Origin of the sequence: Halothermothrix orenii H 168, from assembly GCF_000020485.1 — a bacterium.
In the GTDB taxonomy this organism is placed as follows: Bacteria; Bacillota; Halanaerobiia; order Halanaerobiales; family Halothermotrichaceae; genus Halothermothrix; species Halothermothrix orenii.
In genome coordinates, this window is sequence record NC_011899.1 from 1,848,626 (window position 1) to 1,874,488 (window position 25,863).

23 protein-coding genes are annotated in these 25,863 nt (G+C 36.9%); 2 read left to right on the forward strand and 21 right to left on the reverse strand.

Annotated elements, in window-relative coordinates; translation table 11 throughout:
- Window positions 1-99 precede the first annotated feature (99 nt).
- From HORE_RS09005 to HORE_RS09040, 8 genes are all read right to left on the reverse strand, one after another.
- Window positions 100-738 carry an MBL fold metallo-hydrolase gene (locus tag HORE_RS09005; RefSeq protein WP_015923450.1) on the reverse strand — a complete coding sequence of 213 codons (639 nt, stop codon included), beginning with the start codon at window positions 736-738 and terminating at the stop codon, window positions 100-102.
- A 177-nt stretch (window positions 739-915) separates the two neighbouring features.
- Window positions 916-2,136, reverse strand: a complete 1,221-nt coding sequence (locus tag HORE_RS09010; protein ID WP_015923451.1) for a DUF5723 family protein — start codon at window positions 2,134-2,136, stop codon at window positions 916-918.
- Between the two features lie 16 nt (window positions 2,137-2,152).
- The gene (locus tag HORE_RS09015; protein ID WP_015923452.1) at window positions 2,153-3,676 is read right to left on the reverse strand and encodes a hypothetical protein; all 1,524 of its coding nucleotides are present in this window, start codon (window positions 3,674-3,676) and stop codon (window positions 2,153-2,155) included.
- A gap of 205 nt (window positions 3,677-3,881) precedes the next feature.
- Window positions 3,882-4,955 (reverse strand): PorV/PorQ family protein, encoded by a 1,074-nt coding sequence (locus tag HORE_RS09020; protein WP_015923453.1) that lies wholly within the window; start codon window positions 4,953-4,955, stop codon window positions 3,882-3,884.
- 147 nt (window positions 4,956-5,102) lie between these two features.
- Window positions 5,103-5,966: an SDR family oxidoreductase gene (locus tag HORE_RS09025; RefSeq protein WP_015923454.1), complete on the reverse strand. Its 864-nt coding sequence runs from the start codon at window positions 5,964-5,966 to the stop codon at window positions 5,103-5,105.
- A 63-nt stretch (window positions 5,967-6,029) separates the two neighbouring features.
- Complete coding sequence (locus HORE_RS09030; RefSeq protein WP_041606030.1) at window positions 6,030-6,512, reverse strand: hypothetical protein; 483 nt, start codon at window positions 6,510-6,512, stop codon at window positions 6,030-6,032.
- A 61-nt stretch (window positions 6,513-6,573) separates the two neighbouring features.
- Window positions 6,574-7,488 (reverse strand): UTP--glucose-1-phosphate uridylyltransferase GalU, encoded by a 915-nt coding sequence (gene galU, locus HORE_RS09035; RefSeq protein WP_015923456.1) that lies wholly within the window; start codon window positions 7,486-7,488, stop codon window positions 6,574-6,576.
- Between the two features lie 118 nt (window positions 7,489-7,606).
- A complete protein-coding gene (locus HORE_RS09040) occupies window positions 7,607-8,197 on the reverse strand; it encodes an HD-GYP domain-containing protein (protein WP_015923457.1) in 591 nt (196 codons plus the stop codon).
- 263 nt (window positions 8,198-8,460) lie between these two features.
- On the opposite strand from HORE_RS09040, the gene HORE_RS09045 reads away from it, so the two are divergent.
- Both HORE_RS09045 and HORE_RS09050 read left to right on the forward strand, forming a co-directional pair.
- The gene (locus tag HORE_RS09045) at window positions 8,461-9,327 is read left to right on the forward strand and encodes a hypothetical protein (RefSeq protein ID WP_015923458.1); all 867 of its coding nucleotides are present in this window, start codon (window positions 8,461-8,463) and stop codon (window positions 9,325-9,327) included.
- A 238-nt stretch (window positions 9,328-9,565) separates the two neighbouring features.
- Window positions 9,566-10,087 (forward strand): hypothetical protein, encoded by a 522-nt coding sequence (locus HORE_RS09050; protein WP_015923459.1) that lies wholly within the window; start codon window positions 9,566-9,568, stop codon window positions 10,085-10,087.
- Window positions 10,088-10,250: 163 nt separating this feature from the next.
- Here HORE_RS09050 and HORE_RS09055 read toward each other — a convergent pair whose 3' ends face one another.
- From HORE_RS09055 to lptC, 13 genes are all read right to left on the reverse strand, one after another.
- Window positions 10,251-11,996, reverse strand: a complete 1,746-nt coding sequence (locus HORE_RS09055) for a phospho-sugar mutase (RefSeq protein WP_015923460.1) — start codon at window positions 11,994-11,996, stop codon at window positions 10,251-10,253.
- Window positions 11,997-12,359: 363 nt separating this feature from the next.
- Window positions 12,360-13,049: a hypothetical protein gene (locus HORE_RS09060; RefSeq protein ID WP_015923461.1), complete on the reverse strand. Its 690-nt coding sequence runs from the start codon at window positions 13,047-13,049 to the stop codon at window positions 12,360-12,362.
- Between the two features lie 62 nt (window positions 13,050-13,111).
- Window positions 13,112-13,330 carry a hypothetical protein gene (locus HORE_RS12980; RefSeq protein WP_167935778.1) on the reverse strand — a complete coding sequence of 73 codons (219 nt, stop codon included), beginning with the start codon at window positions 13,328-13,330 and terminating at the stop codon, window positions 13,112-13,114.
- A 68-nt stretch (window positions 13,331-13,398) separates the two neighbouring features.
- Complete coding sequence (locus HORE_RS09070; RefSeq protein WP_015923462.1) at window positions 13,399-15,099, reverse strand: LPS-assembly protein LptD; 1,701 nt, start codon at window positions 15,097-15,099, stop codon at window positions 13,399-13,401.
- A 179-nt stretch (window positions 15,100-15,278) separates the two neighbouring features.
- A complete protein-coding gene (locus tag HORE_RS09075; RefSeq protein WP_015923463.1) occupies window positions 15,279-16,202 on the reverse strand; it encodes a hypothetical protein in 924 nt (307 codons plus the stop codon).
- Window positions 16,203-16,223: 21 nt separating this feature from the next.
- Window positions 16,224-17,348 (reverse strand): hypothetical protein, encoded by a 1,125-nt coding sequence (locus HORE_RS09080; RefSeq protein ID WP_041606035.1) that lies wholly within the window; start codon window positions 17,346-17,348, stop codon window positions 16,224-16,226.
- A gap of 318 nt (window positions 17,349-17,666) precedes the next feature.
- Complete coding sequence (locus HORE_RS12525) at window positions 17,667-20,021, reverse strand: S-layer homology domain-containing protein (protein ID WP_015923465.1); 2,355 nt, start codon at window positions 20,019-20,021, stop codon at window positions 17,667-17,669.
- A 760-nt stretch (window positions 20,022-20,781) separates the two neighbouring features.
- A complete protein-coding gene (locus tag HORE_RS09090) occupies window positions 20,782-21,177 on the reverse strand; it encodes a RuvC family protein (RefSeq protein WP_015923466.1) in 396 nt (131 codons plus the stop codon).
- Between the two features lie 3 nt (window positions 21,178-21,180).
- Entirely contained in the window at window positions 21,181-22,428 is a 1,248-nt protein-coding gene (locus HORE_RS09095) for a DUF3084 domain-containing protein (RefSeq protein ID WP_015923467.1), read from the reverse strand.
- 211 nt (window positions 22,429-22,639) lie between these two features.
- Entirely contained in the window at window positions 22,640-23,737 is a 1,098-nt protein-coding gene (locus tag HORE_RS09100) for an LptF/LptG family permease (RefSeq protein ID WP_015923468.1), read from the reverse strand.
- A 115-nt stretch (window positions 23,738-23,852) separates the two neighbouring features.
- Complete coding sequence (gene lptB / locus HORE_RS09105; RefSeq protein WP_015923469.1) at window positions 23,853-24,572, reverse strand: LPS export ABC transporter ATP-binding protein; 720 nt, start codon at window positions 24,570-24,572, stop codon at window positions 23,853-23,855.
- Window positions 24,569-25,228 (reverse strand): LptA/OstA family protein, encoded by a 660-nt coding sequence (locus HORE_RS09110; RefSeq protein WP_015923470.1) that lies wholly within the window; start codon window positions 25,226-25,228, stop codon window positions 24,569-24,571. The genes lptB and HORE_RS09110 overlap by 4 nt, the downstream gene beginning before the upstream one ends.
- Window positions 25,209-25,805 (reverse strand): LPS export ABC transporter periplasmic protein LptC, encoded by a 597-nt coding sequence (gene lptC, locus HORE_RS09115; protein WP_015923471.1) that lies wholly within the window; start codon window positions 25,803-25,805, stop codon window positions 25,209-25,211. Before lptC ends, HORE_RS09110 begins: the two co-directional genes overlap by 20 nt.
- Between the last annotated feature and the right edge of the window lie 58 nt (window positions 25,806-25,863).

Consider the following 25,863-nt stretch of genomic DNA (forward strand, 5'->3'; position numbering starts at 1 on the left):
TTAAGGGTATTTTAACCCAATTTTCTAGTTTCGTTGCCAGAGTGCCCACGCTCCTGGTTTCACTGGACCTTCCACTTTCGACAAGTATAAAATGTATTTTTAATGATAATCAAGGACACAAATTACTTGTTTGTCGGGCAATTTTTTTATATTTATCTCTGAATCGCCTATAACCTGAACCTGCTCCGGTGGGAAATGATCTGTAAACCTTTCCACCCCGCTTATATCAAAGGTTAATACTTCCGTTTTAAAATGCATGGGTACAATGATTGAAGGGTTAAGTATCCGGGTTGTCTGATAGGCCTCCTCATGGTCTATGGTAAAAGTTCCACCCACCGGGGTAAGGAGAATATCGATATCCCCTATCTGTTTGATAAGGGCTTCATCAGGTAGGTGACCGAGGTCACCGAGGTGACAGACCCTGAATCCATCTACCTCAACCGTAAAGATAATATTTTCTCCTCTTTCCTGACCTCCAGCTTTGTCATGATAAGATTTTACCCCTTTAATCTTGATTCCTTTATAATCAAAAGTACCGGTTTTTCTGAACACCTCCGGGTTGCCCGGGAGAATATCTACTGCATTGTGGTCAAAATGGTCATGACTTACAGTAACTAAATCTACTTCTTCAACAATTGGTTTATACCCAACCTGGTCATCATAGGGGTCAGTCAGGATTTTTAACCCGTCCTCAGAAGTAATTTGAAAGGCAGCATGGCCCCACCATTTTAACTTCATCAAAATCCTCTCCTTTCATTAAAATTCTTTTTTATATTAACATATTAAATAAATTACTCTATTAGTCGTTAAATAAAACCCTCCATCCTGTAAGATGAAGGGTAATATGAGGTTCTTTTATATGAATTCTTTTTTATAAAAACAAGTTAAAATTAAATTTAAAAATTAAAATTAAATTTAAAAAGCAAGCCGTACATCTACCCCCATATCCAGGCTTTTTGAATTATTAAATAAAGCTCCAAGGTCAGAAAATCCAGCATCAATCTGGAAGGGACCCAGATAAATTCCTAGACCACTCGAGAAAATTAAATCTTTCTGCAGGGTTGAGTAATTTACCCCAAACCGCAATGGTAAAAACCAGGGATAAGAAATTTCAGTACTACCGGCAAATTTATGTTCACTCTCCCCAGTATCATAATTGATGTGGGAGTAGTCTCCATAAAAAGTAATCCAGTCCTTCCACTGGTAACTGGCCCCGAGATTCACAGTAAGGGGTAACTTATAAACAAGATCACCGGTTAACGGTTTATCAGAAACCTCTTCAAAGTCACCTTCACCTGTCTCTGAATCATAAGTATATGTATATTCACTGTAATAAGGGTCAATCCCCGTTATGGAACCGAGGTTCATGAGGCTAAAGCCAACCTGTAATTTATCATTTATCTTTCCTGCCAGTCCAAAATCAAGGGCAAACCCCTTTCCCCCACCTCTGGGGTATTTAAGTTCAAAAACACCATCACTTTCAACACCGGGACCATCTTCGCAGTTAACCAGGAGATCACCACTGGCCTCAACCTTCCCAAAAGCTCCATAGAGGTAATGGTAGGTACCACCGATGCGGAATTCTTCCCAGTTAAGTTTATCAGCAATATAATCGACTTTAAAAGAAAGATTGAACCCGGTATCCAGATAAATCCCTGCAGACCCATGAGTTCCATCCAGGTTATGGGGTTCATCTAACTTATTCCCGTTCAAAATCAGATCGATAATATCACTGGATATGGTAGAAATCCCATCTTCCCTGAAACCGGCAAAGAGGCCAACATTTTTAATAATCATATGGGCCTTCTGATTCCCACTAATTTTCAAAAGGAGTCCATCATCCCCAATAGTATTGAGAATATCGTTTTTTAATTCTTCATCCAGGTATTTATTAAAATAACTGCTCGGAAGTCCATTATTCCAGATACTGGCCTGCCCCCCCACTTCCAGGGTAAAGACATCATCGTCAGGGTCAACCAGGGCCGGGTTGGCATATAAAGCTGCGGTACCGTCAAGGGTAACAAAATTATGCCCCAGGCCCACTATTTTTGCGGTTTTCGCACTGCTCCCGGGGGCAAAACAGGTCAGGAACAGTATAAAGGCCAGCACTAAGCTTATATTAATTTTTTTCCTCATCTATTTCACCTTCCTTCTACTGGTTAACCTTCAAGGTTACCCCGAGGTAACCTTTAGTATCAAGGGTATCAGTTGATTTAAATTCATAAATCCCATCTGCCTGTGTATTACCACCCATTTTAAATTTAATCCCGAGGTACACAGGTGGATTGGTAAGCATTGTCTCCATTTTATCGATCATATCATTCATACTTAATTTATTGTCATTATTTTCTCCACTAACAAGTTCCAGTAATGATGCTACCTTATTACTCTCCTGGTATAGAATTGAATAAGTACTGGAATCATCTGGATTAATACCGGGATCATTGCTGAGATACATGTCTGCAGATACATTTACATCCATATTGTTAAATATAGAGGTATATAAATATATATCTTTCAGATAATTATCAGTAATATCTTCAATATCTTCCTGGTCTATTTCAACTGGCATCGGTTCAGCTTCATAGTATATGAAACCCTCATTATCAACACTGATATCAATATCAGAAGAGCTATAGAGCTGGGCCCTTCCTACAATTTCCGTACCGATGACCATGGTATCCCCGGCATCATAATTAATAGTATCTGACGAGGAAGTAAAAGAACCATCAAGAACCAGATCTCCATCGAGAGTAATGGAAGTACCACTCTCGTATACATAATTTCCATCAACAGTACTAAAACTCTGGCTCCCTAAAGATATAGTCTCAAAATTCAAATCAATATCACTGCTTTGAGGTAACTGAAGGGTCAATGTTAATCTAGCATTTGTGTTATTAACAGGGTCGATAGATGCTGCCTCTCCCAGGTCCAGGGGGGCTGTCATACTGAAACTACCGAGGTTACTATCAGCTAGAGGCATCCCTTCAATTCTGGAAACAGTTATTGAATTTAAACCGGTCACTTCCAGATCAAAGGTAGCATTGCCGAAACTCTGGTAATAGACAAGCCTTAACTCTGCATCAGAGGTCAAAACTTCTCTATCCAGATTCACTGTTTTACTTTCCCCTGCATTCAGGCCCATAAAAGAAACACTGTTAATAAACCCACCACTGCTATTATCAACAATCTCTATTTCAAGGTTATCAATAGTACCGGAAACATTACTGATGGTAAAGGTTATATTATTTCCGGTACCTCCTGAATCCCCGAATTCTACAGATTTAAAGGGGATTTCAAGGGGAAATTCTATACTCCGGGTATCAGATGTTTGATACAAAGTTATATTATCTGAAAAGGAAACTAAAGGACTCGAGTTGTCTATAGTTAATTCAGGCAGACCAACCTCTATATCCTTGGTTATAGGTTTTTCCTCAGTCCCATCTATAAAAAACGACTGAAATTCGTTAGTAGAGGTATCAATGGTATACCCTACTGTATTAAAATCACCGGCACCGACCACATCCCCGAGGGTTTTTGTCCCCCCGACAACAGGGAGTTTTAAGGTAACATCCCAGGCCGGTCCATATTTCCCGGTAACCGGGTTTTTAGAACAACCTGCCAGCAATCCCGGTACAATTAACAGGACCATAATTATTAAAATTATTTTTTTCATGAAATCACTCCCTTTTCTTCGAAAAAACTCTAAGAGACTGGATGAATGTCCTAAAAATTATAACCTTTTTATATATAATTCGATAACAGCAAACAAATCCCTCTAAATAATATCTTCAGGTAACAAAAAAAGCACCCGCAAACAGGGTGCTTTATTAATAACCTTTCCTCATGGCACTAAGCTATCTTACTTTACGACTATCTTACTAAAACTTAATGTTACCGGACAGAAGGGCGGTGTAGGTATCCTCATCTGTTTTTCCCAGGCCAAGATCCAGATGAAATGCGGTAAAATTGAGCCCTATACCCCCGGTATAATATTTCGTATTATCTTTTTCAAAGGTTCCAGCTCTGAGTGACAGGGCATTAAAGAATAAGTTTTTCTCAAATCCCAGGTGAATTATTTGCTCGGCATTTTCATCTTCAGTTAACAGCGGAAAATTTTCAATATCAGCTGCCACTGTAGCATTTACAACTGGAATATGAACAGCAGCCCCTACTCTCATGGTCCGCCCCGGTTTTACTTTTTCACTGAAGCTTCCTGCAGGATTGCTTTCCCAGCTCTCAGAAGTATAGGTATATTCAGTTATATCACCTGTAACTTCATATTCGGTAGCCACTAAATTTCTTACCTGGGCCCCTACTTTAACAAAATCGGTAACTTTAGCCAGGACTCCAATATCTAGACCATAGCCTGTACCACTACCCATCTTCTCGTAAACATTTATATTATCGACATCATAGCTTATTTTACTGGTTCTATTAAACTTTAGATTTACCCCGTAATATAAAGCCCCCAGGTTTAAAGGTGGCTCCAGGAGTTCATTACTGAAAGTAACTATTCCTTCAGTTGTTGTGGTATTGCTGAGGTTTGCAGTTGTCCCTGACTGGGTAGATTGAATATAACTATCAGTATTGATTGAAACCCCGAAGGTCCTGAAATTACCGCCAACGAAGGCCTGTCCACCAAAATAGGCCCCATCAGGGAATTTCTTGTATACTTCAACCACATCATCATTGTTAATTGCTTCTGAAACCTCTAACAGATCAGCTATTTTACCGAAGTCAGAGGCATAAGTCCCACCGTTAACATAAATACCAACCAGTCCACTCTGGCTTAAACCGGCCGGATTATAAAGTACGGCACTGATATCATCAGCAACCCCTGTAAAAGCCCCACCCATGGCAAAAGACTTGGCAGTCAGGTTACTGGCACCAGCCGGAACTGTTATAAATAACATTAACATAAGGGCTGTAATCATAACAGCAATTTTTTTCATTATAATCATCCTCTCCTTTATTTATTGAATACTATTTTTATGTAACCAAAATTTTATAATATAAAATTGTATTGTAGTCATAGCCCGGTTTTGCCCACAAAAAAATCAATAATAAAAGACCCTGATTTAAAACTGATGAAGATATGGTTAAGATACACTGTTTATAGAATTATATATTAAATAATCAACCAGGTAAGAATTCAGGGCCTTCCTCCAGCCCCTGGGCCTGATACCAAGTTTATTAGCTACCAGGTTATTATCAAGAACTGTATATTCCGGTATTCTAACCAGACCAGACTGGTGTTCCAGGGTTACCTCTTTAATATTTACATTTAATTTCAATGCCCTGACTACTTCCAGGCCCCAGCTATACAGGCTACAGTAGCCACTATTTGTTATATGATAGGTACCATAAAAATCAGTAGTCATTAACCGTCCAATAATATGGGCCAGATCTCCAATAAAGGTAGGAGTATCATATCTGTCACCGGGAAGCTCAACTGTTTTTTCCTGCTTTGAAGTTTCAATCAATTTGCCTATAAGAGAATCCCGGCCCGGCCCGTAAAGCCAGCCAGTCCTTACAATAAAAAATTTCCTGTTTATTTCTTTAATAAAATTTTCAGCAAGTAGTTTAGATAAACCGTAAACATTTACCGGTTGAAGCTCATCTGACTCCCGGTAAGGTCTATTAAGCCTGCCACTGAAAACATGACTGGTGCTTATGTAAACAAGTTTAGCCTCACACATACTGGAAGCAATGGCAACATTCTGGGCACCGTAAGAATTAATCTGAAAGGCCATTGCTTTATCACGTTCACAGGCCTCAATATCATCCAGGGCCAGACAGTGAATAACTATATCAGGATAGACATCAAGTATCTTTTTTTCCACTTCCAGGGTATTTGTAATATCAAGGTCATCTCTTCCTAAAAAAATAACCCGGTATCTGGTACCCAGTTTCTTAACAAAAGTCCTGCAGAATTTCTTGTCTCCGGTCACCAATACTTTCAAAACCAGTCCCCCCTAATACCCATGCTAAAATTATCTTATGATACCGGGGGGAATTTGGTGAATTTATCCCATCTTTTTACTGCCATCATAAAATAATTCATAAGGTATTTCTAAATCGCTCAGAAAATCTTCCAGGTAATAATCCAGGACCTGTTCCGAAATAAATCGATCCCTGGTGTAATTAATAATCAAATAATCTATGTTATTATTCTTTATTTCTTGATAACAGTATGTTAGAGAACCATTTTTCACAATTTCAGTATCATAATCAATATCAGACTCTTTTGCCCTTTTCTTTATTTCGGTTAACACCTTCCGGGCCCGGTTATAATATTCCTCAAGCAGGGTTTTCTCAATATCTTCACCCATTTTTTCCCCGAGAAATCCTGTATACATAACAAGGGAAGATAAAGTCCTGGGGATCTTTTCTTCTATAATGAATTTGACATCCAGGCTGGCCTCATTTTCAGAGGCAAGCTTTAATGAATAATCTATAGACTTACTCATCTGGGCCATACTGAAGAGGATTAACATAATTTTGGTCACTTTACCCACCTCTTACCTCTATTATATGATAAATACCTGTTCCTGTTATGCAATAAATTTATTAACCTGTTCTGGAGTTAACAATTGTAGAGTGGCCCCTTTTTTCTGCTTCCTGTTCCATTAAATTAACCAGATATTTAAAAAATTCATCCCCGAGGTCTTCCCTCCTTAAAGCATATTCTACTGTTGCCTGGAGAAAACCCATTTTATTACCCACATCATACCTTTTGCCTGAAAAGTTATAGGCAACCATATTCCTCTCTGAAGCAAGTTCCCGTAAAGCATCTGTTAACTGAATTTCATTATTTCGGCCGGGCTTTGTCCGGGCCAGGATCGGGAAAATATCGGGAGTAATAACATAACGACCCAGAATAGCCAGATTAGAGGGGGCCTTATCTATATCCGGTTTCTCTATTAAGTCCTCAATATGGTATATATCCTCTTCCTGTCGGTCATATTTGACAATACCGTACTTACTGACCTCCTTTTCAGGAACCTGCTGGACACCTATAACCGGTTCTTCCCTCTTTTCAAAGACATCTATCATTTGCCCGATAACACTTCGTTTAGAATATATGACATCATCCCCCAGCAGGACTGCAAAGGGTTCATCCCCGATAAATGTCCGGGCACAGTAAATAGCATGACCAAGCCCTTTAGGTTCTTTCTGCCTTACATAATGAATATCGACCATATTTGATATATCCTTAACCATTTTTAACAGGTCATCTTTCCCTTTTTTTTCTAAAGCCAGCTCCAGTTCTATTGATTTATCAAAATGGTCTTCAATAGCCCGTTTATGTTTACCGGTAATTATTAAGATATCTTCAATCCCGGCCTCGATTGCTTCTTCTATAATGTACTGGATAGTCGGTTTATCAACTATCGGCAACATTTCTTTAGGCTGGGCTTTTGTAGCCGGTAAAAATCTGGTTCCAAGGCCTGCTGCCGGTATTATTGCTTTTTTTACCTTCATTAGTAATCCCCCTTGCGTATACCTTTCTATATGTTTACTTTAATTATAGATTTGTATGTATATTTAAATTCTATAGTAAAATTGAAAAACCTCCTTATTTTATAGAAAAATATGTTCTTTAACCAATTTTATATTTATATAAATCGACATTTTCAATAATTTCAGAAAAATATTTTATAAAGAGTTTTACCAGATATGGGTCAAACTGGGTTCCAGCATTTTTTTCTAACTCCTTTAAGGCCTCTTTATAATCCATCGGCTTTTTATAGGGACGAAGGGCGGTCATGGCTTCAAAGGAATCACAAATACTTATTATCCTGGCCTCAAGAGGAATATCCTCCCCTTTAAGCCCCAGAGGATAACCGGTTCCATCAAACCGTTCATGATGGTACAATATCGGTTTTAAATATTTTTTAAGGGATGATCCTGATTCTTCAATAATATTAAACCCCATTTTAGGATGGTCTTTTATAATTTTTAATTCATTAATAGTCAGGGTATCGGGCTTGTTCAGTATTGAGTCAGGGATTCCTATCTTTCCAATATCATGGAGCAATGCAGTGTTTTTTATAAACTCAATATGCCCTTCATCGAGTTTTAAGAGGTGGGATAATCCCATACTATACTGGGCTACAGCCCTGGAATGATGATAAGTATATTTAGAATTAAGCTTCAAAGCCACCAGCAAAGCCTTGACCAGGCTGTCCATTGTTCTTCCTCCCCCAACTTATAACCAGTTATTATCTAAAAACTTTACAGGGCTTTTTTATCATTCATAATAATAATTCGTTATCCTGTCCCTGTTTTCCTTTTTTATATGAGATTTTGTGAAATATGTACTAACCCAGGAGAATAAAAGGACTAATTTGGTTTTTTTTAAAGGAATTAATAATCCAGAAGAGAAATTTTATTAGTACTGTTAATTAGTCTTTTGATTTTTTTTAAATACAATTACATCAGGGGGTATAACTTATGAAAAAATATTTATTTTTGGCAACAATTATGTTAATTATCCTTTGTATTCAGCCTGTTACTGAAGCTGATGTCTGGGATGGGTTTGAGGATAATACTGAAACCGGTTATCTTAAAGGAGAGGGTGCCTTAGGTATAAATATTTCACCCGGTAATTTATCCAGTAATATTCAACATATAGATACACACTTTAATTTAAATTACGGCCTTCAGGACACAACTCGACTGGACTATAATTTTCATAATTATGACTTCTACACTGCCCATTATATTGAGCTAAAACACCATTTTTACAACAGAGATAGTTTAAGACTTTCTATAGAAGGTGGCCTATCCCAATATTCTTATAAAACAAGTAATAGTACCAGTAATTCTATGTCATTAAAATTGCTTTCTGATAAGGTAATCAACGACCAGCTGACTTTATATAACCACCTACTTCTTGAGTATAATGATGGTTACCTTGACAAAAACATTTATAATAGTTTTAAGTATAAAATTAATGATAGGCAACACATTAAATTGATGTTAAGTTCTTTTTTCAAATCCAGATATGAAGACTATTTCCGCTTTAAAGGAGCATATAAACATGTACTTAACAAAAACACAAATTATATTTTGTATATAAGCAAATACACTGATAATAAAAACACCTTTATAAGGAATATTATAGAACATACACCAGAACCGTCCCTTTCTTTAGATTTTTCAACTGTACTAAATACAGGCAATAGTCCAGATTTTTATTTTATAATAGAGGGAGAGAAATCTATTTCTGAAAGTCTAGAAATAGAAGGTACGACTCTACTGGATTTTGAAGATGAATACTATACCCTAAGTTTCGGGGTCGATTATTTATTTGATTAAATAAGATATAAATTAAAATATAAATATATTAGAAAATAAAGTAGTAGTTTTTTAAAATCCACCCCTGGGGTGGATTTTTATTTTTAAGGTATAACCTGTATGTTAAACTAACTAAACTTTAAATAATAACCTTACATAATTTTGTAATATTTAAATTTTTCCTAATAAAACTGATTTCCCGGGAAATAAAAGGAATATTTGCCCTGATAGAGAAATAAGAAATAAAAGGAGTGGTTTCATGGGTGACAGATATTTAATTCGAATTATTAAGCAAAACTGGAAATTTATAGTGGTTATGATGATTGTCATTATTATTGGTGGTATTATAATTAAAAATGTTGCAGAAATACCGTATGAAAATAAACATAAAATGGAAACCAGATTACCGGTTGAATTTGAATATAATAACCAGACCATTAAAGGCTTTATATATGTAGTATACTGGGTTGAAACAGACCCAGAAGTTGTTGGTGACATGGTTGTTAACGAATTAGAGCGGTATCTGGTAAAAAACGGGAGTATAAATCTTAACCCCCTTAAAAATCAGTTTATACGTACTTTAAAATCCTATTCTATCAAAGAAATAAAAAATAAATGTTACAGTGAAAGGCAATTTTTTGAGCTAAGGGATGATTATTATATGGATAATGACCCTGTTCTTAAAAAAATTGTAACAGGCAATAGATTCTCCATCCCTTTTAAATACGAAATCAAAAAGGTGTTTTTTGTTTACCTTGAGGATTATTTTAAAATTGATTAAGAACATTAAAAAAAGCCTGCTAATGAAAGCAGGCTTTTTTAATATATCTAATTCTCAAATGTCATAATAAAAATGTATGATAATTAGTTGTAAACGGGAACTTAAAAACTGTTCGTCTTACGCTCTGTTTTTGGAACGGAAAATCAATTATTAAAGACCATAGTTAAGATTCATCTATAATTTTATTAACCTCGGCTAAAAAGTTCTCTTTCAAAGCATTAATCTTTCTTTCAGCATCTTCTTCATTTTCTCCCCTGACAGCAAAGTAAATCTTTAGTTTCGGTTCGGTTCCTGAAGGACGTATCGTCAACATACTGTCATCTTCCAGTTTAAACTGGAGTACATTGGATTCCGGTAAATCAATATCTTCTATTTCACCGGTTTTATTATTATAACTTTTCTTTTCTTTGTAATCCTTAAATACTTCTACTTTAATACCGGAAATACTATCTGGCCTATCTTCCCTGATGGTAGCCAGGGTGTTTTTAATCTTATCCTGACCTTCCTTTCCTTCTAATTTTATGGCTGACAGCTTTTCTTTATAGTAGCCATATTTCTCCATAAGATCTATAAGCTTTTCATAAATGCTAAACCCCTGTTCCCGGTAATAAAGAGCCATAGTGGCTATAAGGGCAGATGCTATAACCGCATCCTTATCCCGACAATAGGTCCCTGCTAAGTACCCATAGCTTTCCTCAAATCCAAATATGAAGGTGTGGTCACCGGTCTTTTTAAATTCCTTTATCTTTTCACCGATAAATTTAAACCCGGTGAGAACATCCATTACTTCTACGCCATAGTCAGCTGCAACTTTTCTCACCATTTCAGTGGTAACTATAGTTTTGATGATAACCCCGTTATCAGGCAACTCACCCTGTTCTTTCATCTGACTTAAGAGATAATCAGCCATTAAGACACCAACCTGGTTACCATTTAATCCGACATACTCACCCTCATTGTTCTTTACTACTATACCCATTCTATCACAATCAGGATCTGTTCCGATAATTAACTCCGGTTCATATTCCCCGGCCAGGTCTAATGCCATTTTAAAAGCTGAAAATTCTTCAGGATTGGGGCTTTCTACTGTTGAAAACTCAGGGTCAGGTTTGGCCTGTTCTTCAACAACATGAACATTATTAAAACCTAATTCTTTTAAAACACGGCGAACTGGTTTGTTTCCAGTACCGTGAAGGGGGGTATAAATTATTGAAAAATCTTTACCCTTTTTTGAGGCCAGTTCCTTATTAGGCAGGACTTTTAGCATTTCCTCGATATATCGCTTATCTATTTCCTCACCTATTGTTTTCAGTAATCCCTGACTCCGGGCTTCTTTTTCATCTATTCTTTTAACAAGTTCAAAATCATCAATTTCTTCAATTTCCGCTATAATTTCCCGGGCCTGGTCAGGTACTACCTGTCCCCCATCTTCCCAGTAAACTTTATAACCATTGTATTCAGGGGGGTTATGGCTGGCAGTAATAACAATACCACCGATTGCATTTAAGTCCCTGACAGCAAATGAAAGCTCAGGAGTTGGTCTTAGTTCATCAAAAAGGTAGGCCTTTATCCCATTTCCATTTAAAACAAGAGCAGCCTCTAAAGCAAATTCAGGTGATTTGTGGCGGGAATCATAAGCTATTACAACCCCGCGATCCTTTCCATTCTCACTATAGTTAATAATATAATTGGCCAGACCCTGGGTAGCTTTCTGAACTGTATATTTGTTCATTCTGTTTGTCCCGGCTCCAATTATACCCCGCAAACCACCGGTCCCAAAATTGAGGTCTTTATAAAATCTGTCTTCAATTTCTTTTTTATCATCTTTAATACTCTCCAGTTCAGCTTTAGTTTCCTCATCGAAATAATCACTTAAAAGCCATTCTTTATAGCGAGACATATAATTCAAGAGAAATCATCCCTTCCTTTAAAAGTTTAATGATTAAATCCATTACCAGTAGTAAAATTTATTAAAATGTATAATTAATATAATTCCAGTCAAACAATTATTATTATCCATCTATATAAAAATACTTAAACTGCTTTAAGTATTATATTTTACTATATGTAATTAGTAAGAATATTATTTCCTCTCTGGTCAAAGATTTGCCAGTACCCGTAAATCTTGATGATCACGTCAATTTTAGTTCAAAAAGTATTATATCACAAAAATTGCCACATATGAAGTCTATGACGTTAAAAAGATAAATAAAAAAATCCTGACTGAACTTATTCCAGCCAGGATTCTGGTTGTATATTATCTTTTTGTGGTTTAAAGTTCATACTCAAACCCCACAGACATGGTCTTCTCATATTTATTGGTGGAACTCGACTCCCAGGGATGTTCCTCCTGCCATAACTTGATATTTGTTGTTAACTCTGTTTTTGAATTTACTTCATAATCCCAGGTAACAGACAGAGTATCAGACACATTATCTCTATCATCTGTTGTTTTATTATCCTCCCAGTACCTCTGTATATAGGCTGAATATTCATGTCTATCATTGAGCTCATAATCAAATTCACATTTCAATTTTGCCCCCAGGTAGGATTTATACTCGTAATCTTCGATATAATAGTTTTTGTCCTTAAAATTTACTTCATATTTATTTGTTAATCTTTTATTGATTTCCCACGAATAAACACCCCAGATATTCAAGGTTTTATTATTATAATAAGTCTTATCCATATATTTGTTTTTATAATATTCCAGTTTAATATAATAATAATCTCCGGATTCCAGTTCTTTTTTATACTTTACCCAGCAGAGATTATAAAAATTTCTATCATCCAATTCTTTAATCTTTTTACCATCATCTATTTCCAGGTCGATATTTCTTTTTGTTCCATTTTCAATACTGCCTGTTATCTCTGCTTCTCCCCGGGCAGCAAAAGTTATCCCCATCAACAATATTAAGATAAAAGGCAGAATATACAGGTTACTTTTTTTAAATAAAGACATTTTCGTTTTAATTCCTCCATTTTTCGTATATTTTTATACCCTTGGTTTATCTCCTGTTCACCTCACTTTTTTAAAAAGCATAAATATGCTTTTCTTTTTTTTACATTTTTCCCATTTTTAATCTTCTTCCATGTTATAATTATCCACAGACTTCTATATTCCTTCATTTTATGGTAATTTATTTGCTTTTTTATCTTGATTTTGGTATTTTTGTTGTTGTTTTCTACATTAAAGGCATTTTTTGACATGTCTGTTTTATTAACCAATTTTACCCAGTACATAATACAAAAAGACATAAAAAAAACACCGGATACATATATCCAGTGTCTTCTTCAGTATTAGTATTTAATTAAAAATTAATATTGACCCCGAGGCTTTCATTGACTAAATCAACTTCCAGGGAATAATTGAAACAATCATAATTTCTCTGAACTAACACTGTTCCACTTTCCCAAAAATTGCTGTAGAGGTTATATGAACCATTTAATTTTAATATCCACATAGATCCGGGTTCCGGTAGTTTATACTTAAAACTAAGGCCCGGTTTTAATAATTTAACTTCTTCTGCTGTATCATCAGGCAAGAAAGGGTCCCCTTCAGTATTAACCATTTGAAATTTTAAATTTGAGTTTATATCTAAAGAGGTCCCGAGGTTAATTCCATAGTCAATACCAAGATTGGAATCATAAACTTTATAATCAGAAAAACTGCTATCTTTATAATATAAATTAGTTGTTACCTTTTCCTGAAAAGTAAGGTCAAGTCCTGTCGCTAACCTTAGTTTTTTGTCTATTAGCAGCTTGACAAGGCCTTTATCTGTAGTTATCCCTTTATTGGTGACCCGGCCACCACCTGTAATGAACTTCAAATTAAATAGATTTAAATTATAACGGGGTGAGTATAACCTGATAAAGGGGAAAGAATCAATATCATAACCTTTATTATACTTAAGTTCCCATTGATATCGGCCAATATGTCCATCTAACTTATAAAGTTGTTGTTCTAACATTTCATTGGTAAAACCATGGTATAAGGTTATATTAGCTCTATTACTATAACGGTATTTTATATCCAGTTCTTCCTGGCGCTTCTCATCTATAAAATCATAACCCAGTAGTCCTGTAACTTTCAATCTATTCCTTTTAAAACTTAAGCCACCCTTTAATAAACTATCTTTATTGATCTCATCATCTTCGAATTCCTTACTGTAAACATATCTGGTGGTGGCTACCAGGTCCGGGGTTATCTTATATCTATTCTCCAGAATAGCTTTCTGCCCTCCGACCTGGGTTGTTGAAGCATTTAATTTACCCTCGAGATTATTTCCATATTGATAGGGATAATATATACTTAAAATAAGTCCATCCTCTGTATTATAACCTAGAGAAGGAACAGGACTGGTATTATATAGTTCCTTCTTCCCTGTTTTTTCATCTTCTTTATATTCTACTACATAACCCGGTAGAGAAATTATCTTTACTTTTCCTATCCAGAACCCGACATCTTCACCAACTACCTTCTCATCAGGATAGATTTTAACCCGCTTCGCTTTAATCTGGTAATGAGGTTCATCCAGAATACATGGTGTAAAGCTGGCGTCCTCTATTTCAGCCCGGTATTCTTCTCCTTCAACCAGCCGGATTACCCCTCCCCGGAAGTTAAGGCTATCTATTTTCGTTTTTGCCTGAACCATAGTTCCTGAACCTGTTCCATAATTGTAAACCAGACTCTTTCCGATAAGGGTCTCATCTTTAAGTATTAATTTGATACCACCCTCTGCTATTATTTCCTCTGCAGCCAGATTAACCTTTAGTTTCTGGCATTCTATATTTAAATTATTAATCTTAAAACTAACATCTTTTGTGGCATAAATAAGCCCATTTTTTAAATCATACTGGATATCCCCGGCAGCTTTAAGGTCATAGGGGGCTACCTCTTCACTGCTGGCCTGAACAATATAAGAGCTAAATCCTGTTATTATAATTATAAGAATTATAAATAAAATAAAAAGCCGCCTAAATTCCTTTATTATCATTGTATTTTTAACCATATCTTATTACCCCACTTTATAAATCCATTCTTTTAATTAAATCTTTTACTAAAATCGATAACTTCTATTTTTATATATTCTCATCTAATCCCGCTAATCCTTTAAGTAATCTATGGTAAACAAAAACCTATCCAGATATTCCTGGATAGGTGGTAATCACAACGACAAATATATATGTATTAATGATATAACTGTAACCCATATACCTTAACATCCTCTGTAGTCTCTACATATAATTCATTCCCGGCATCAATAACTTCTTCCTGCCCCCGGACAAAATAACCGGCTATAAGACCGGCTGGATGCTCAAACACAAGATAACTTAAAAGGCTGGCAGCAATGGCCAGTTCCCGTGAGTGATAGTCGCGGAAGACTTTTTCAGGAATTTTAAATGGTATTTCATTACCATCAATGGCCAGAACGTTTAAATACTTTAACTCAACATGGCCATCCTTACCAAGCTGACCGGCCCGGGATACATTGACCACCTTCATTGAACCCGGCATCCCGGATGGAATTACCAGAATATCATTTACCTTGACATTTTGCACAACTTTAAATTTAATTATTTCCCCAATCTGGGATTCACGGGAGCTTATTTTATTTAAAAGCTTAATCCTGATTTTAGTTCCTGCCGGAATAGTAACAATCCTGGTGGGAATTTTACCATCAGGCAGGCTTAAATTAACTAAACCACTCAACCTTTCAACAATTGATCCTGTTTTTATCTGGCCAAAAGTCAACTTCTCAATCGATTCCAGCCTTTCTTTTACCGGGCCATAAGAAATATTATTGGTGATTGTCCACTCCAGGGCATTTAAAAGCAGTACCATAGACGGCTTACCGCTTGAAGGTAAGACAAAGCTAACCAGCCTGTTTACCCTGTCAACCAGAGAACCTTCAAGTTCTTTACCATATAATAATCTTTCAAGCCTATTTACCCTGTCAAAAACAGGACCATTATCGGGTTCCCCCAGAATTATAATCTCTGCTTCTTTAAGCTGTTTTATGGGGATTACTTCAGACCCAACCGGATAAGATACCCCGCTGAGAACAAGAATAGCTATAATAAATACAGTTATATATCTTTTAAATACTTCCAACCTGGTTTCCCCCTTTATTCCCTAAAACTTTATTTCCAGTTCAGCTTTAATATTTGATTCTTCAATATCATCTTCATCTTCTACATTATGACTCTGGTCTGTTTCATCATTATCCTTTAATTGATAACCTACCGATAAAGAAGAGACGTCGGATATATTTAAATCTACTCCGATATCCCAGATAGTTTCTTTCAGATTTTCTTCCAGTGATTCGAAATTAAGCAACTTATAGGAAGCGGTCAGGGTGGCCAGATCGTTTAAGTCGACCTCAACCCCGGTTGTCGTTTGTTTAGACTTATCCCCGAAATTATACTGGTATTTATACAACAATTTACCCTGCTCGACGTCATATTCAACCCCGATAACAGTTGTCACTGCTCCTATATCAGTACCATCACTAACATAATCAGCCGAGATAGTAACCTCATCTGTTGTTTTATAGGATATACCAACCCTGCTTTTCCGGGTTTCCTCCTTCTTGTATGTATATGGTTCCTCCTGCTCCCTGTCAACAACTGTTTCCTTACTGGTGCCATCCTCACTGGTTCCATCATCAGGCGAAGTATTCTGTTCACCTGTTCCGGTACTGCTATCGCCTTCTCCCTCGTCAGACTCAAGCTCTATATCATGAATATCCCACCATTCCCGGCTTTCCAGACCATACTCTGCAGTCAGATAGGTACGGTTATTCAACTTATATATCAAGCCTATATTTGTTTCACTTTTAATCTCTGAATCCAGTTCGTCCTGGATGTAATCAGCATTAATAACAATACCGGGATATAACCTGAACTCTATGGATTCTTTGGATGCTTCTTCATCGAGACTGACACTTTCAGAATAATTTCTTTTAAGGTGTATTTGATCACTGGTGAGGTTATATATCTGTAAATTAACGGGCAGGGAGTCAGTTCTATGACTGTATCGGGAGGCCAGCCCTATTAACTCTTCACGGATTTCATGGGAAAATGAAAGCAGCATTACTTCTTCAGGGAGCCTCAGCTTATAATCGGTGAGCTTAAACCTATTATAATCTAGATAGGTATAGTCAATCCACAGAGTTGTATTAAAGTCACCTGCATAAGTAAGCTGGCTATATAAAATAACTATTAATAAAATTAAGACAGGTAAAAGCCTGTTAACCATAACCGGCCCCCCTTTCACGGACATAATGCATACATTTCCCCTTATTTATTAATTCTATATTTATATTAATTCTCCTTGTATTTATAATTCTAAATATATTCCATATATTGAAGCATTTTTATTATATCAGATTTTATTATATTTTTCCACCGATAAGATTAAGGTGCAGAACTACATGATAAATCTATATCTATTAAAATCTTATATTGTCCAGCAAGTGTTTATAATCATTCTTTTGGCCTAAAAGAAAAAATTCACCTGAAATAAAAAATCCCCGGGAAAAACCCCGGGGATTAAGTGTTTCAGTTATAATAGGTCTTAGAAGTCTACACTTACACCAGCGCTAGCAGTGCTAACAGTGTAGTCATCTGTATCTGCTTCTGCATCAAAGTCTAATACTTCATAATTAGCAACAAGGTCAGTACCTTCAACGATGGTATAAGTTAAACCGGCTTTATTGGTAGTATAGGTACCGTTAGCTACTGCAGCACCTTCTTTAGTAGTGTTAGTATAGTCATAGGTTAATTCAGCAGCACCAACAGTATAACCAAGACCTAAGTTATATTCGGTAGTCTTAGCTTCCAGATCATTAGCTTTACTTTCATCTGCGTTGTATTCGAAACCTTTGGTATTTTCAGCATTGTAACCGGCACTTACAGTTAAAGCTCCAATTACAGGATAATCAGTCAAGCTTATACCATAACCAGTCACTGTCTTAGTCATGTCTTCCCCATTATATTCTTTAACATGTCCTAAGTTTGCAACAGATTCATAATCAAAGTTAGCATTCAGATAATTATTCATGGCGTATTCAATTCCGAAACTTGTAGTTGTTTCTAGTTCAGTAGCCAGACCTTCATCTTCAACAGGATCTACACTAGTATAGTCAAAGGTAGCAGTAGCTTTGTCAGCTAAGAAATTGTATTCAGCACCAAAGCCCATGGTATTTTCTTTATCTTCTTCTTCACCTGTTAAACCAGCAAACTCATATTTAACTACTACATCTTCAGTTGAATACTTACCATTAACAGTTAGACCATCAATAAGAAGTGGCATTTCAGCAGTAAGTTCCATCAGCTTACCATTTGCTTCTGCACCAATTTCTGAACCCATTACATCAATTTTTTCTTCATACTTAGCATTAGCATAGAAGAACTCAGCATCTAATTTATCAAATAATGCTGGCTTGACGCTTAAATTATAACCACTTAAACCTGGGTTCAATGCTGTTCTATAAACATCATAATCATCTTCACCAGAATCAGTCAGTACAGCATCTTCACCAAACATTATAAAGTTTTCACCGACATTTCTGTAACCAAATTTAACATCAGCAAAGCCTAAGCTCTTGCTGGCATCTAACCTCATTAAAGAATCAGCATCATAATTTTCATCTACAGGCATACTGTAAGCAAAGTCAAAGCCAACTTCAGCTCCGGCCAAGTCAGTAGCAGCTTCAAGTCCAACTACATCAGCTTCGAGGTTTTCATAGCCAACTTGCATATTATCTTCATATTCATCTTTATCCTGGGCACGCTGACCAGCATAACCTACTGTTACATCTAATCCACCAAAGCCAAAGTCTTTTTCAGCACCATATACATAGAATGGAACTGTTACATCCTCTGTTTGAGCTTCACTACCATTTTCATCATCATATTTTACATTGTCGTCATCATCAGTAGCATCTACTTCTCCAACTTTTACATCTTCCTGACCAAAGAATGTATTTGTAGCTACCTTCTTAAAGTTAAGAGTTACACCATTGAATTCTTCATTGTTATAGAAGTAATCTACAAATGAATAGGTATTACCTTCGTTATAGGTAAGGGCAAGAGTATCATTTTCAAGAGCTAAACTAGCACTATCTAATGATACCTCATCGTCACCAGATGCAATATCAAATTTAACAGCTGCATCAAAACCTTCTTTAGAAATATTTGCTGCTAAATCTAAGCTTTGACTGAAGCCTTTGTCTTTATTTATTTCAATTTTGTCAGAATCAGTATCCCATGGATCAGTATATACATATGGTTCTTTACCCTCATATTGTCCATCTTGATCAGAATCTACATAGTAGTTGTAATTGGCATTACCTTCCCAATCATTGTGGTCAAAATCAACACCATAGCTTCCGCTGAAGGTTACAGCGCCACCTTCTTCAAGGTCGCTAACTCTGCTATCGAGGTCGGCTACATCGGTTTTGAGAGCGTCGATGTCAGCACCGATAACCTTAAGTTCAGCTTTGAACTCAAAGGTTAAAGCTTCAATTAAGTTAGCAACTTCTTCAGCCTGCTGTTCAGTTAAGCTTTCAGGCTGTTCAGGATTGTTTTTAGCGATGATAGCTTTAACGATAGCGGTAACATCCTGAGCCTGTTCAGGAGTTAAACCTTTTCCTAAGTCTTCTACTTCATCAGCTAAAGCAGCCTGTTCTTTTTCAACGTTTTCCAGGATACGGGATATGATAACAGCCATCTGGAAACGGTTTATAGTTCTTTTACCCTGGTAGGTTCCATCAGGGTAACCACTTAAAATACCGGCAGAAACTACCTTCTGAATAGCTTCATATGCCCAGTGATTTTCAGGTACATCGCTAAAAGGATTAGCAAATGTGGGCATTGCAAAAGCAACAACTAAAAGCATTGCAAGAAAAACAATTCCAAACTTCTTCATTACTCAAATTCCCCCTTGGTTGTTTTTTATATTTTTATAGTTCTATGTTCACTAAACAACCCTGGAGAATTCCAACAATGAGTGTCCAGGTTTCCTCATTGTTACAACTTCTCCGGTGTTTAATGAATCTATAGAACCCTACCATCTCCTTTCGCCTGTGGTCCGGGGGGCACCTCCTTTCTTCCATAGATTCGGCAGGAGATGATAAGATTTTTTAACTTGTTAGGATGGTTATGTTTTAAACTGATTTAAGTAATTTAAATATCAAAATAAGGACTTGATAATTTTGACAAATACCAGTGAACGTTTTTATGTATAACGTTCAGTCAGTATAAAATATTCAACATTAATCCCTTCAAATCCTCCCTGAAAAAAATAATTTTTTTAATTTTTTTAGTTATGGTAAGATTGACCTACTTCTAAATACACCAGTTTTTATATGTTTTCTTGTATAAAATTGTTTTTTCAGATGAGCATAAAATTGCGGCTCGGGAGGATAAGCGAGAGAATATTGGTATCTAACTATTCTATTCCACTAAATTATTAAAAATCCTTCTATAAGTTAGTTAATAATTTTTACCATTTTGCAAAAAACCTGTTAACCAAAGCGAATTCTATAATAAACAATTTACAGTAATAGTAGTCATATCACAGTTTTGCGACCAGAAAAAGCAAATATGAAAGGGATATAAAGCAAATATAACAGCAAATATTATAATTAATAAGGGTAAAGTTAATCATTCAGCAAGTGTTAAGTTAATCATTCAGCATTTTTCCCTTGAAAATATCTCCCGGCCAGGACTACAGCCACAAGGTCGTCCAGCGGACAGGCTGGCTTCCAGCCCAGGAATTTTAAAAATACCTTCCACCCCGTGTAGTGTTCCTGGCGGTAACGCTCTTCAGCTTCTAAGGTTGTATAGGATTCATCAACTTCGTGTACAGGGATATTAACTGTAGCTTCAATTATTTTTTTTACTTCCCCTGAAAAGGTTCCATTACCGAGTACAATTCCTTCTAAACTATACCTATGACTCAATTTCTGTAAATATGACCCAAGCTTACCAGGAGAGACTATTGCCCTATAAAATATTTTCAGGTTCCTGTCAACTACAGCAATCCCACATTTATCCCGCCCGGGGTCAATTGCCAATACCAAGGTCTATTCCTCCCCTTTGGCAGGTGAAATTTCAAAATCAAGGTTATGTGATAACCGGTCTTCACGCCAGATATCTTCTGCAGCATAAACCTTCACTTTCACCTGACCGTTATAACTTTGAATCCTCCTTAAAAGCTGGTAAAACTGGGTAAACTCTATACTCCCCACTGTCCCCTGACTATCGGGAAGAAGACCTTCCCTGATGGCTTTAGTATTTATATCACTTAAAAGACCTTTGACCTCAGCTTCCAGCTGTTCAAGGGAATCTGTCGAGTCAATAATCGTACTCTCTATCAGTTCTCCTTTATTAAAGACAACAAAATCTTCATTGGTTACAAAATTGGCTAAAACCCAGTCATTTCTGGGAATATTTACAGCAGCAACCAGTTTGATTATTACCCGCCTACTATCCATACTTAAAACGTTTCTGACTACATTATAAATATCTTCATCTTTAATTAAAAGGGCAACACCGGTATCCTTATCAACCTTGACAGGCTTTTTCTTAACTACCTCATCAGCTTTTCTTAAAAATTCCCGGATAGCCAGAACAATATCCCTTTCAGAGTCACCTTTAGTAACAACATCAGAGTAAATCACTTCACCCCGTTGATAAACTATATCCTTATCCATGTAATTGGAAATACCGGCATAAAACTGGTTAGCCAGCTCCCTGGCCTTCTGATAGGCATGGGTTATTTCCGCTATCTCGTCATTCAGTTCCACAATACGGCCCTCAAGCTCCCGCCTCTGTTTATTTAAATCATCAATCTTGGCCTGTAATTCTTCCCGGTTTTCCTTTAATTGTTTAATATCCTGACGGGCCTGCTTTAATTCATTTTTTACCTCGTCAAATTCTTCCTGGGTCTTTTTTAACTTCTTTTCCAGGTCTTCTTTCTGGTGAACTATATTCCGTAATTCAGTAATCTTCGAGTCTATTTTAAGCTTCATATCCTTCAATTCCTGGTCCTTCAAAATTAACTGATGGTTTAAGTTGTCAAGCCTGGTTAAGACCTGTTTTATATCAAAGAGGGCCTGTCTAACCCTGGTATTGGTAGCCAGCAGGACAGTTATGGTCAATGTCGCTATTATTATCCCTGTTAAAACTGTTATAATTATTGAAGTATATTTGGGGCGCAGGCCAAATAATGACAGGCGCTTTTTACCCACCTTCATACCGATCTGATCTCCCAGGTAGGCTATTAAGCCACTTAAAGCTATAACCATGATTATAAGTAAGATCCCGTACATACCTGCACCCCCCTTTAAATTAAGCGATTGTCATAAGAACAAATTGGCCTAAGGCCATAATAATTTAAATTTGTTAATGTCGGGGAATTATCTGTAATCAGAAATCATCTGCAAAAAACCTGTGTATGATTTCCTCAACATGAAAAATATATTAACAGTTATCGCCCGGTTTAGCTACCAGAAAAATAATTTGTGAAAGACCCCGAATGAATTACTTGTTCATCCGGTAAATCATATATCCACCCACTATCAGGAAAATAAAATTCTGGAGCCAGGCCCCGAAAAAGGGAGAGATAGTTCCCCTTTCTCCGAGGGCACTCCCGAGGGTCATAATCGTATAATAAATAAAGATAACAATAATGCTTAACCCCATACCGGTAGCTGTACCACCGGACCGCCTTGGCTTTATACCGAGCGGGGCCGCCAGCAGGGCAAAAATAAAACTGGCAAATGGTATGGCTATTTTCTGGTGATATTTAACCCTCTCCTCAAAGGTATCTTTCCCCTGTTCTTCCAGGAATTGAATATATTCGCCGAGCTCTTTAAAACTCATATCTTCAATATCTTTATTCATCTTTCCAATCCGGCGGGGAGTATAAATGGGTTGTTTAATCACATATTCATTAAATTTTAAAGCAGGGACCCTTTCCCCTTCTTTAAAATAATAGATATTTCCATTATAAAAATGCCACTTATCCCCCTGCCAGACTGCTTTACGGGCTTTAATAAGGGTAACAGGTACCCCTTTCTCGTAATCCTGAAGATAGACATCGTTCATGATCCCCGTTTCCCCATTAAAGCGGTGAGTGTAAAGGATATAATCAGGGCGGCGGTATTTCCTGTCAAGAGGAGTCAGGGTTAAATCATACTGGGTAGCAGGCATCTTTCTTCCATTTTTTATCTCCCAGACTATTTGATCATAAAGGTAGTTAGCCCGGGGAACAACCATTTCATTGACCATAATAGTGGTAACACTCATAATTAACCCCACCAGCAATGATGGGATAACTATTTTATAGACACTCACCCCTCCGGCCCTGAAGGCAGTTATTTCACCGTCACCCGACAGCCTGCCAAAGGACATCAGGGTTCCCATCAGGGTAGCCATCGGGAATGTCAGTACTATGATAGGAGGTAGCTTTAAAAAAAATAGCTGGACTAATGTAGTAAACTCCACTCCAAAGTTATTATATAACCTGGTCAGGGTAAATAGAATATCTGTTCCGATAAAAATAGCTGTAAAAGCTGCCACCCCGAATAGAAAAGGCATTATAAGTTCCCTGGTTAAATAACGGTATATTATCTTCAATTGGTACGGCACCTCGCTTATATGAGGGTCTCCCATAATAAATTTATTTAATTATTTGACTCAATTCTCTATCTGAATTATATGGAAAACTTCCTGCATGAAGTATGCAAAACCCCTACATGGTAAACCTTTCACCCAGATAAAACTTCCGGGCCAGTTCACTTTCAGCCACCTCTTCAGAACTCCCTGACAGCAATATCTGCCCCTGGTGCATTATATAGGCCCTGTCGGTAATTGAAAGGGTCTCCCGGACACTATGGTCGGTAATTAAAACCCCGAGCCCCCTCTTTTTAAGGTAACTTATTATATTCTGGATATCTGTTACCGCAATAGGGTCAACCCCGGCAAAGGGTTCATCAAGTAAAATAAATGAAGGGTCTGTTGCCAGGGCACGGGCAATCTCAACCCTTCTCCTTTCTCCACCGGAAAGCTGATATCCCAGTCTATCCTCAAGATGGCCTATATTAAATTCTTCCATAAGTTCATTTAATTTCGATTCAGACTCCTGTGGAGAGAAACCCCGGGCCTGAAGTATTGCCAGAATGTTTTCCCTGACCGTCAGTTTCCTGAAGACAGAAGGCTCCTGGGACAAATAACCAATACCTTTGCGGGCCCTTTTATAAACCGGTAAATGGGTTATATTATCATCATCCAGGTAAATCTCTCCACCATCAGGTTTTATTAACCCGACGACCATATAAAAGGTGGTTGTTTTACCGGCACCGTTAGGCCCTAAAAGCCCGACAATCTCTCCTTTTTTAACCTTTAAATTTACTTTATTGACAACCTTCTGACGACTGTATATTTTGAGTAAATTTTTAGCTATAATACTCATTTGTCCTCACCTGTATCCTGTGGAAATAAGAGGCTCGCATTCCCGGACAGGATTATCTGCTCCCGGGAAAGATCAATTTTTAAGGTATTACCAGAAAACTCATGACCATCCTGCTTTCCGGAAACATTCCCCTCAAGATAAACAGTCTCCTCCCTGTAATTATAGGTAAGTTTATCAGAAACTGCCTTTATCCCCTTATATTCAATAGAAGTTTTACCCGTAATTACGGCAACCTCTTTACTCCGGTCAAGGTCTATGACATTTCCGGTAAGGAGTATATTATCTCCCATAAGACTGATATTACCATCAATATTAAACTTACCCTTATTAATGTTCCCCTTCAACGTATCTCCTTTTAAGGTATATTCAGGAGTACTGATTTTTCCCAGGTTATAAACCTCCAAATCTTCAGTACGGGTATTAAACTTTAGTCTATCACCGGTCACTGTATAGTCTTTATAAATAAGGGTAACATTACCTCTGGCTTTTATATCATAAAAATAATTTTCAATATCAACTGTAAAAGTATCAGCCAGTAATTCAGGGCGCCTTCCTTCACTATAGACCCTTACTACCACTGGAGATATCATATAAGTAAGATATAATATAAGTATAAATAATATAAGTGCCCACCTGTTAATTTTTCTGACTGGCATGACTTTCCTCCTTCCAGGTCAATCGGGCCTGTTTGCCCTGGTTACCGTGTATCATAACTAGACCTGACCCGGGGGCTGCCTCCATTTTATCTCCCTCAATAGTAAATCGGGGGAGGTCGAGCTTAACCCCACCTTTGCCTGTAATTATATCACTATTTTCCTTCCAGCACAAAGAACCACTATTTAAAGTTATCATATCCTTTTGCAATACCACCGGCCCGGAGACCCTTAATTCTCCCCGGTCGGCAAGGTAGAGCCCATTTTGGCCACTAAAAGTATAAAGCAATTCCTCGGTTTTATTATCCCTGACTTTAACCTCTATACCAGTCATATCAATAGTCTTATTATTATCCCGGTTAGTAACATTACTGGACGAAACTTCAAGGCGAATATCTTTACTTTTACTATAAAGGGTAAGCCTGGCCCCCTTTAATTCCCGGTAAGTTCCCGTCTGTTTATCAGGGGTGGATTCAGGGTTATCTGAGGTGTTGATTCCGGCCCGGAAGGTGAAAAACACCCCTGCCACCATAATAGATAAAACTATTAAAATTATTAAAACTTTTTTGCCGGTAAACAACTAAACCAACCCCTGTTTTGAATATAAACAATTTTTTAGATTTATCAATCAGGATATC

Bases quoted from the DNA above. Each gene is read 5' to 3' on its own strand.
- HORE_RS09005 (WP_015923450.1), bottom strand. From the start codon at position 738: ATGAAGTTAAAATGGTGGGGCCATGCTGCCTTTCAAATTACTTCTGAG.
- HORE_RS09010 (WP_015923451.1), bottom strand. From the start codon at position 2,136: ATGAGGAAAAAAATTAATATAAGCTTAGTGCTGGCCTTTATACTGTTC.
- HORE_RS09015 (WP_015923452.1), bottom strand. From the start codon at position 3,676: ATGAAAAAAATAATTTTAATAATTATGGTCCTGTTAATTGTACCGGGA.
- HORE_RS09020 (WP_015923453.1), bottom strand. From the start codon at position 4,955: ATGAAAAAAATTGCTGTTATGATTACAGCCCTTATGTTAATGTTATTT.
- galU (WP_015923456.1), bottom strand. From the start codon at position 7,488: ATGAAGGTAAAAAAAGCAATAATACCGGCAGCAGGCCTTGGAACCAGA.
- HORE_RS09040 (WP_015923457.1), bottom strand. From the start codon at position 8,197: ATGGACAGCCTGGTCAAGGCTTTGCTGGTGGCTTTGAAGCTTAATTCT.
- HORE_RS09045 (WP_015923458.1), top strand. From the start codon at position 8,461: ATGAAAAAATATTTATTTTTGGCAACAATTATGTTAATTATCCTTTGT.
- HORE_RS09050 (WP_015923459.1), top strand. From the start codon at position 9,566: ATGGGTGACAGATATTTAATTCGAATTATTAAGCAAAACTGGAAATTT.
- HORE_RS09060 (WP_015923461.1), bottom strand. From the start codon at position 13,049: ATGTCTTTATTTAAAAAAAGTAACCTGTATATTCTGCCTTTTATCTTA.
- HORE_RS12980 (WP_167935778.1), bottom strand. From the start codon at position 13,330: ATGTACTGGGTAAAATTGGTTAATAAAACAGACATGTCAAAAAATGCC.
- HORE_RS09070 (WP_015923462.1), bottom strand. From the start codon at position 15,099: ATGGTTAAAAATACAATGATAATAAAGGAATTTAGGCGGCTTTTTATT.
- HORE_RS09080 (WP_041606035.1), bottom strand. From the start codon at position 17,348: ATGGTTAACAGGCTTTTACCTGTCTTAATTTTATTAATAGTTATTTTA.
- HORE_RS12525 (WP_015923465.1), bottom strand. From the start codon at position 20,021: ATGAAGAAGTTTGGAATTGTTTTTCTTGCAATGCTTTTAGTTGTTGCT.
- HORE_RS09095 (WP_015923467.1), bottom strand. From the start codon at position 22,428: ATGTACGGGATCTTACTTATAATCATGGTTATAGCTTTAAGTGGCTTA.
- lptB (WP_015923469.1), bottom strand. From the start codon at position 24,572: ATGAGTATTATAGCTAAAAATTTACTCAAAATATACAGTCGTCAGAAG.
- HORE_RS09110 (WP_015923470.1), bottom strand. From the start codon at position 25,228: ATGCCAGTCAGAAAAATTAACAGGTGGGCACTTATATTATTTATACTT.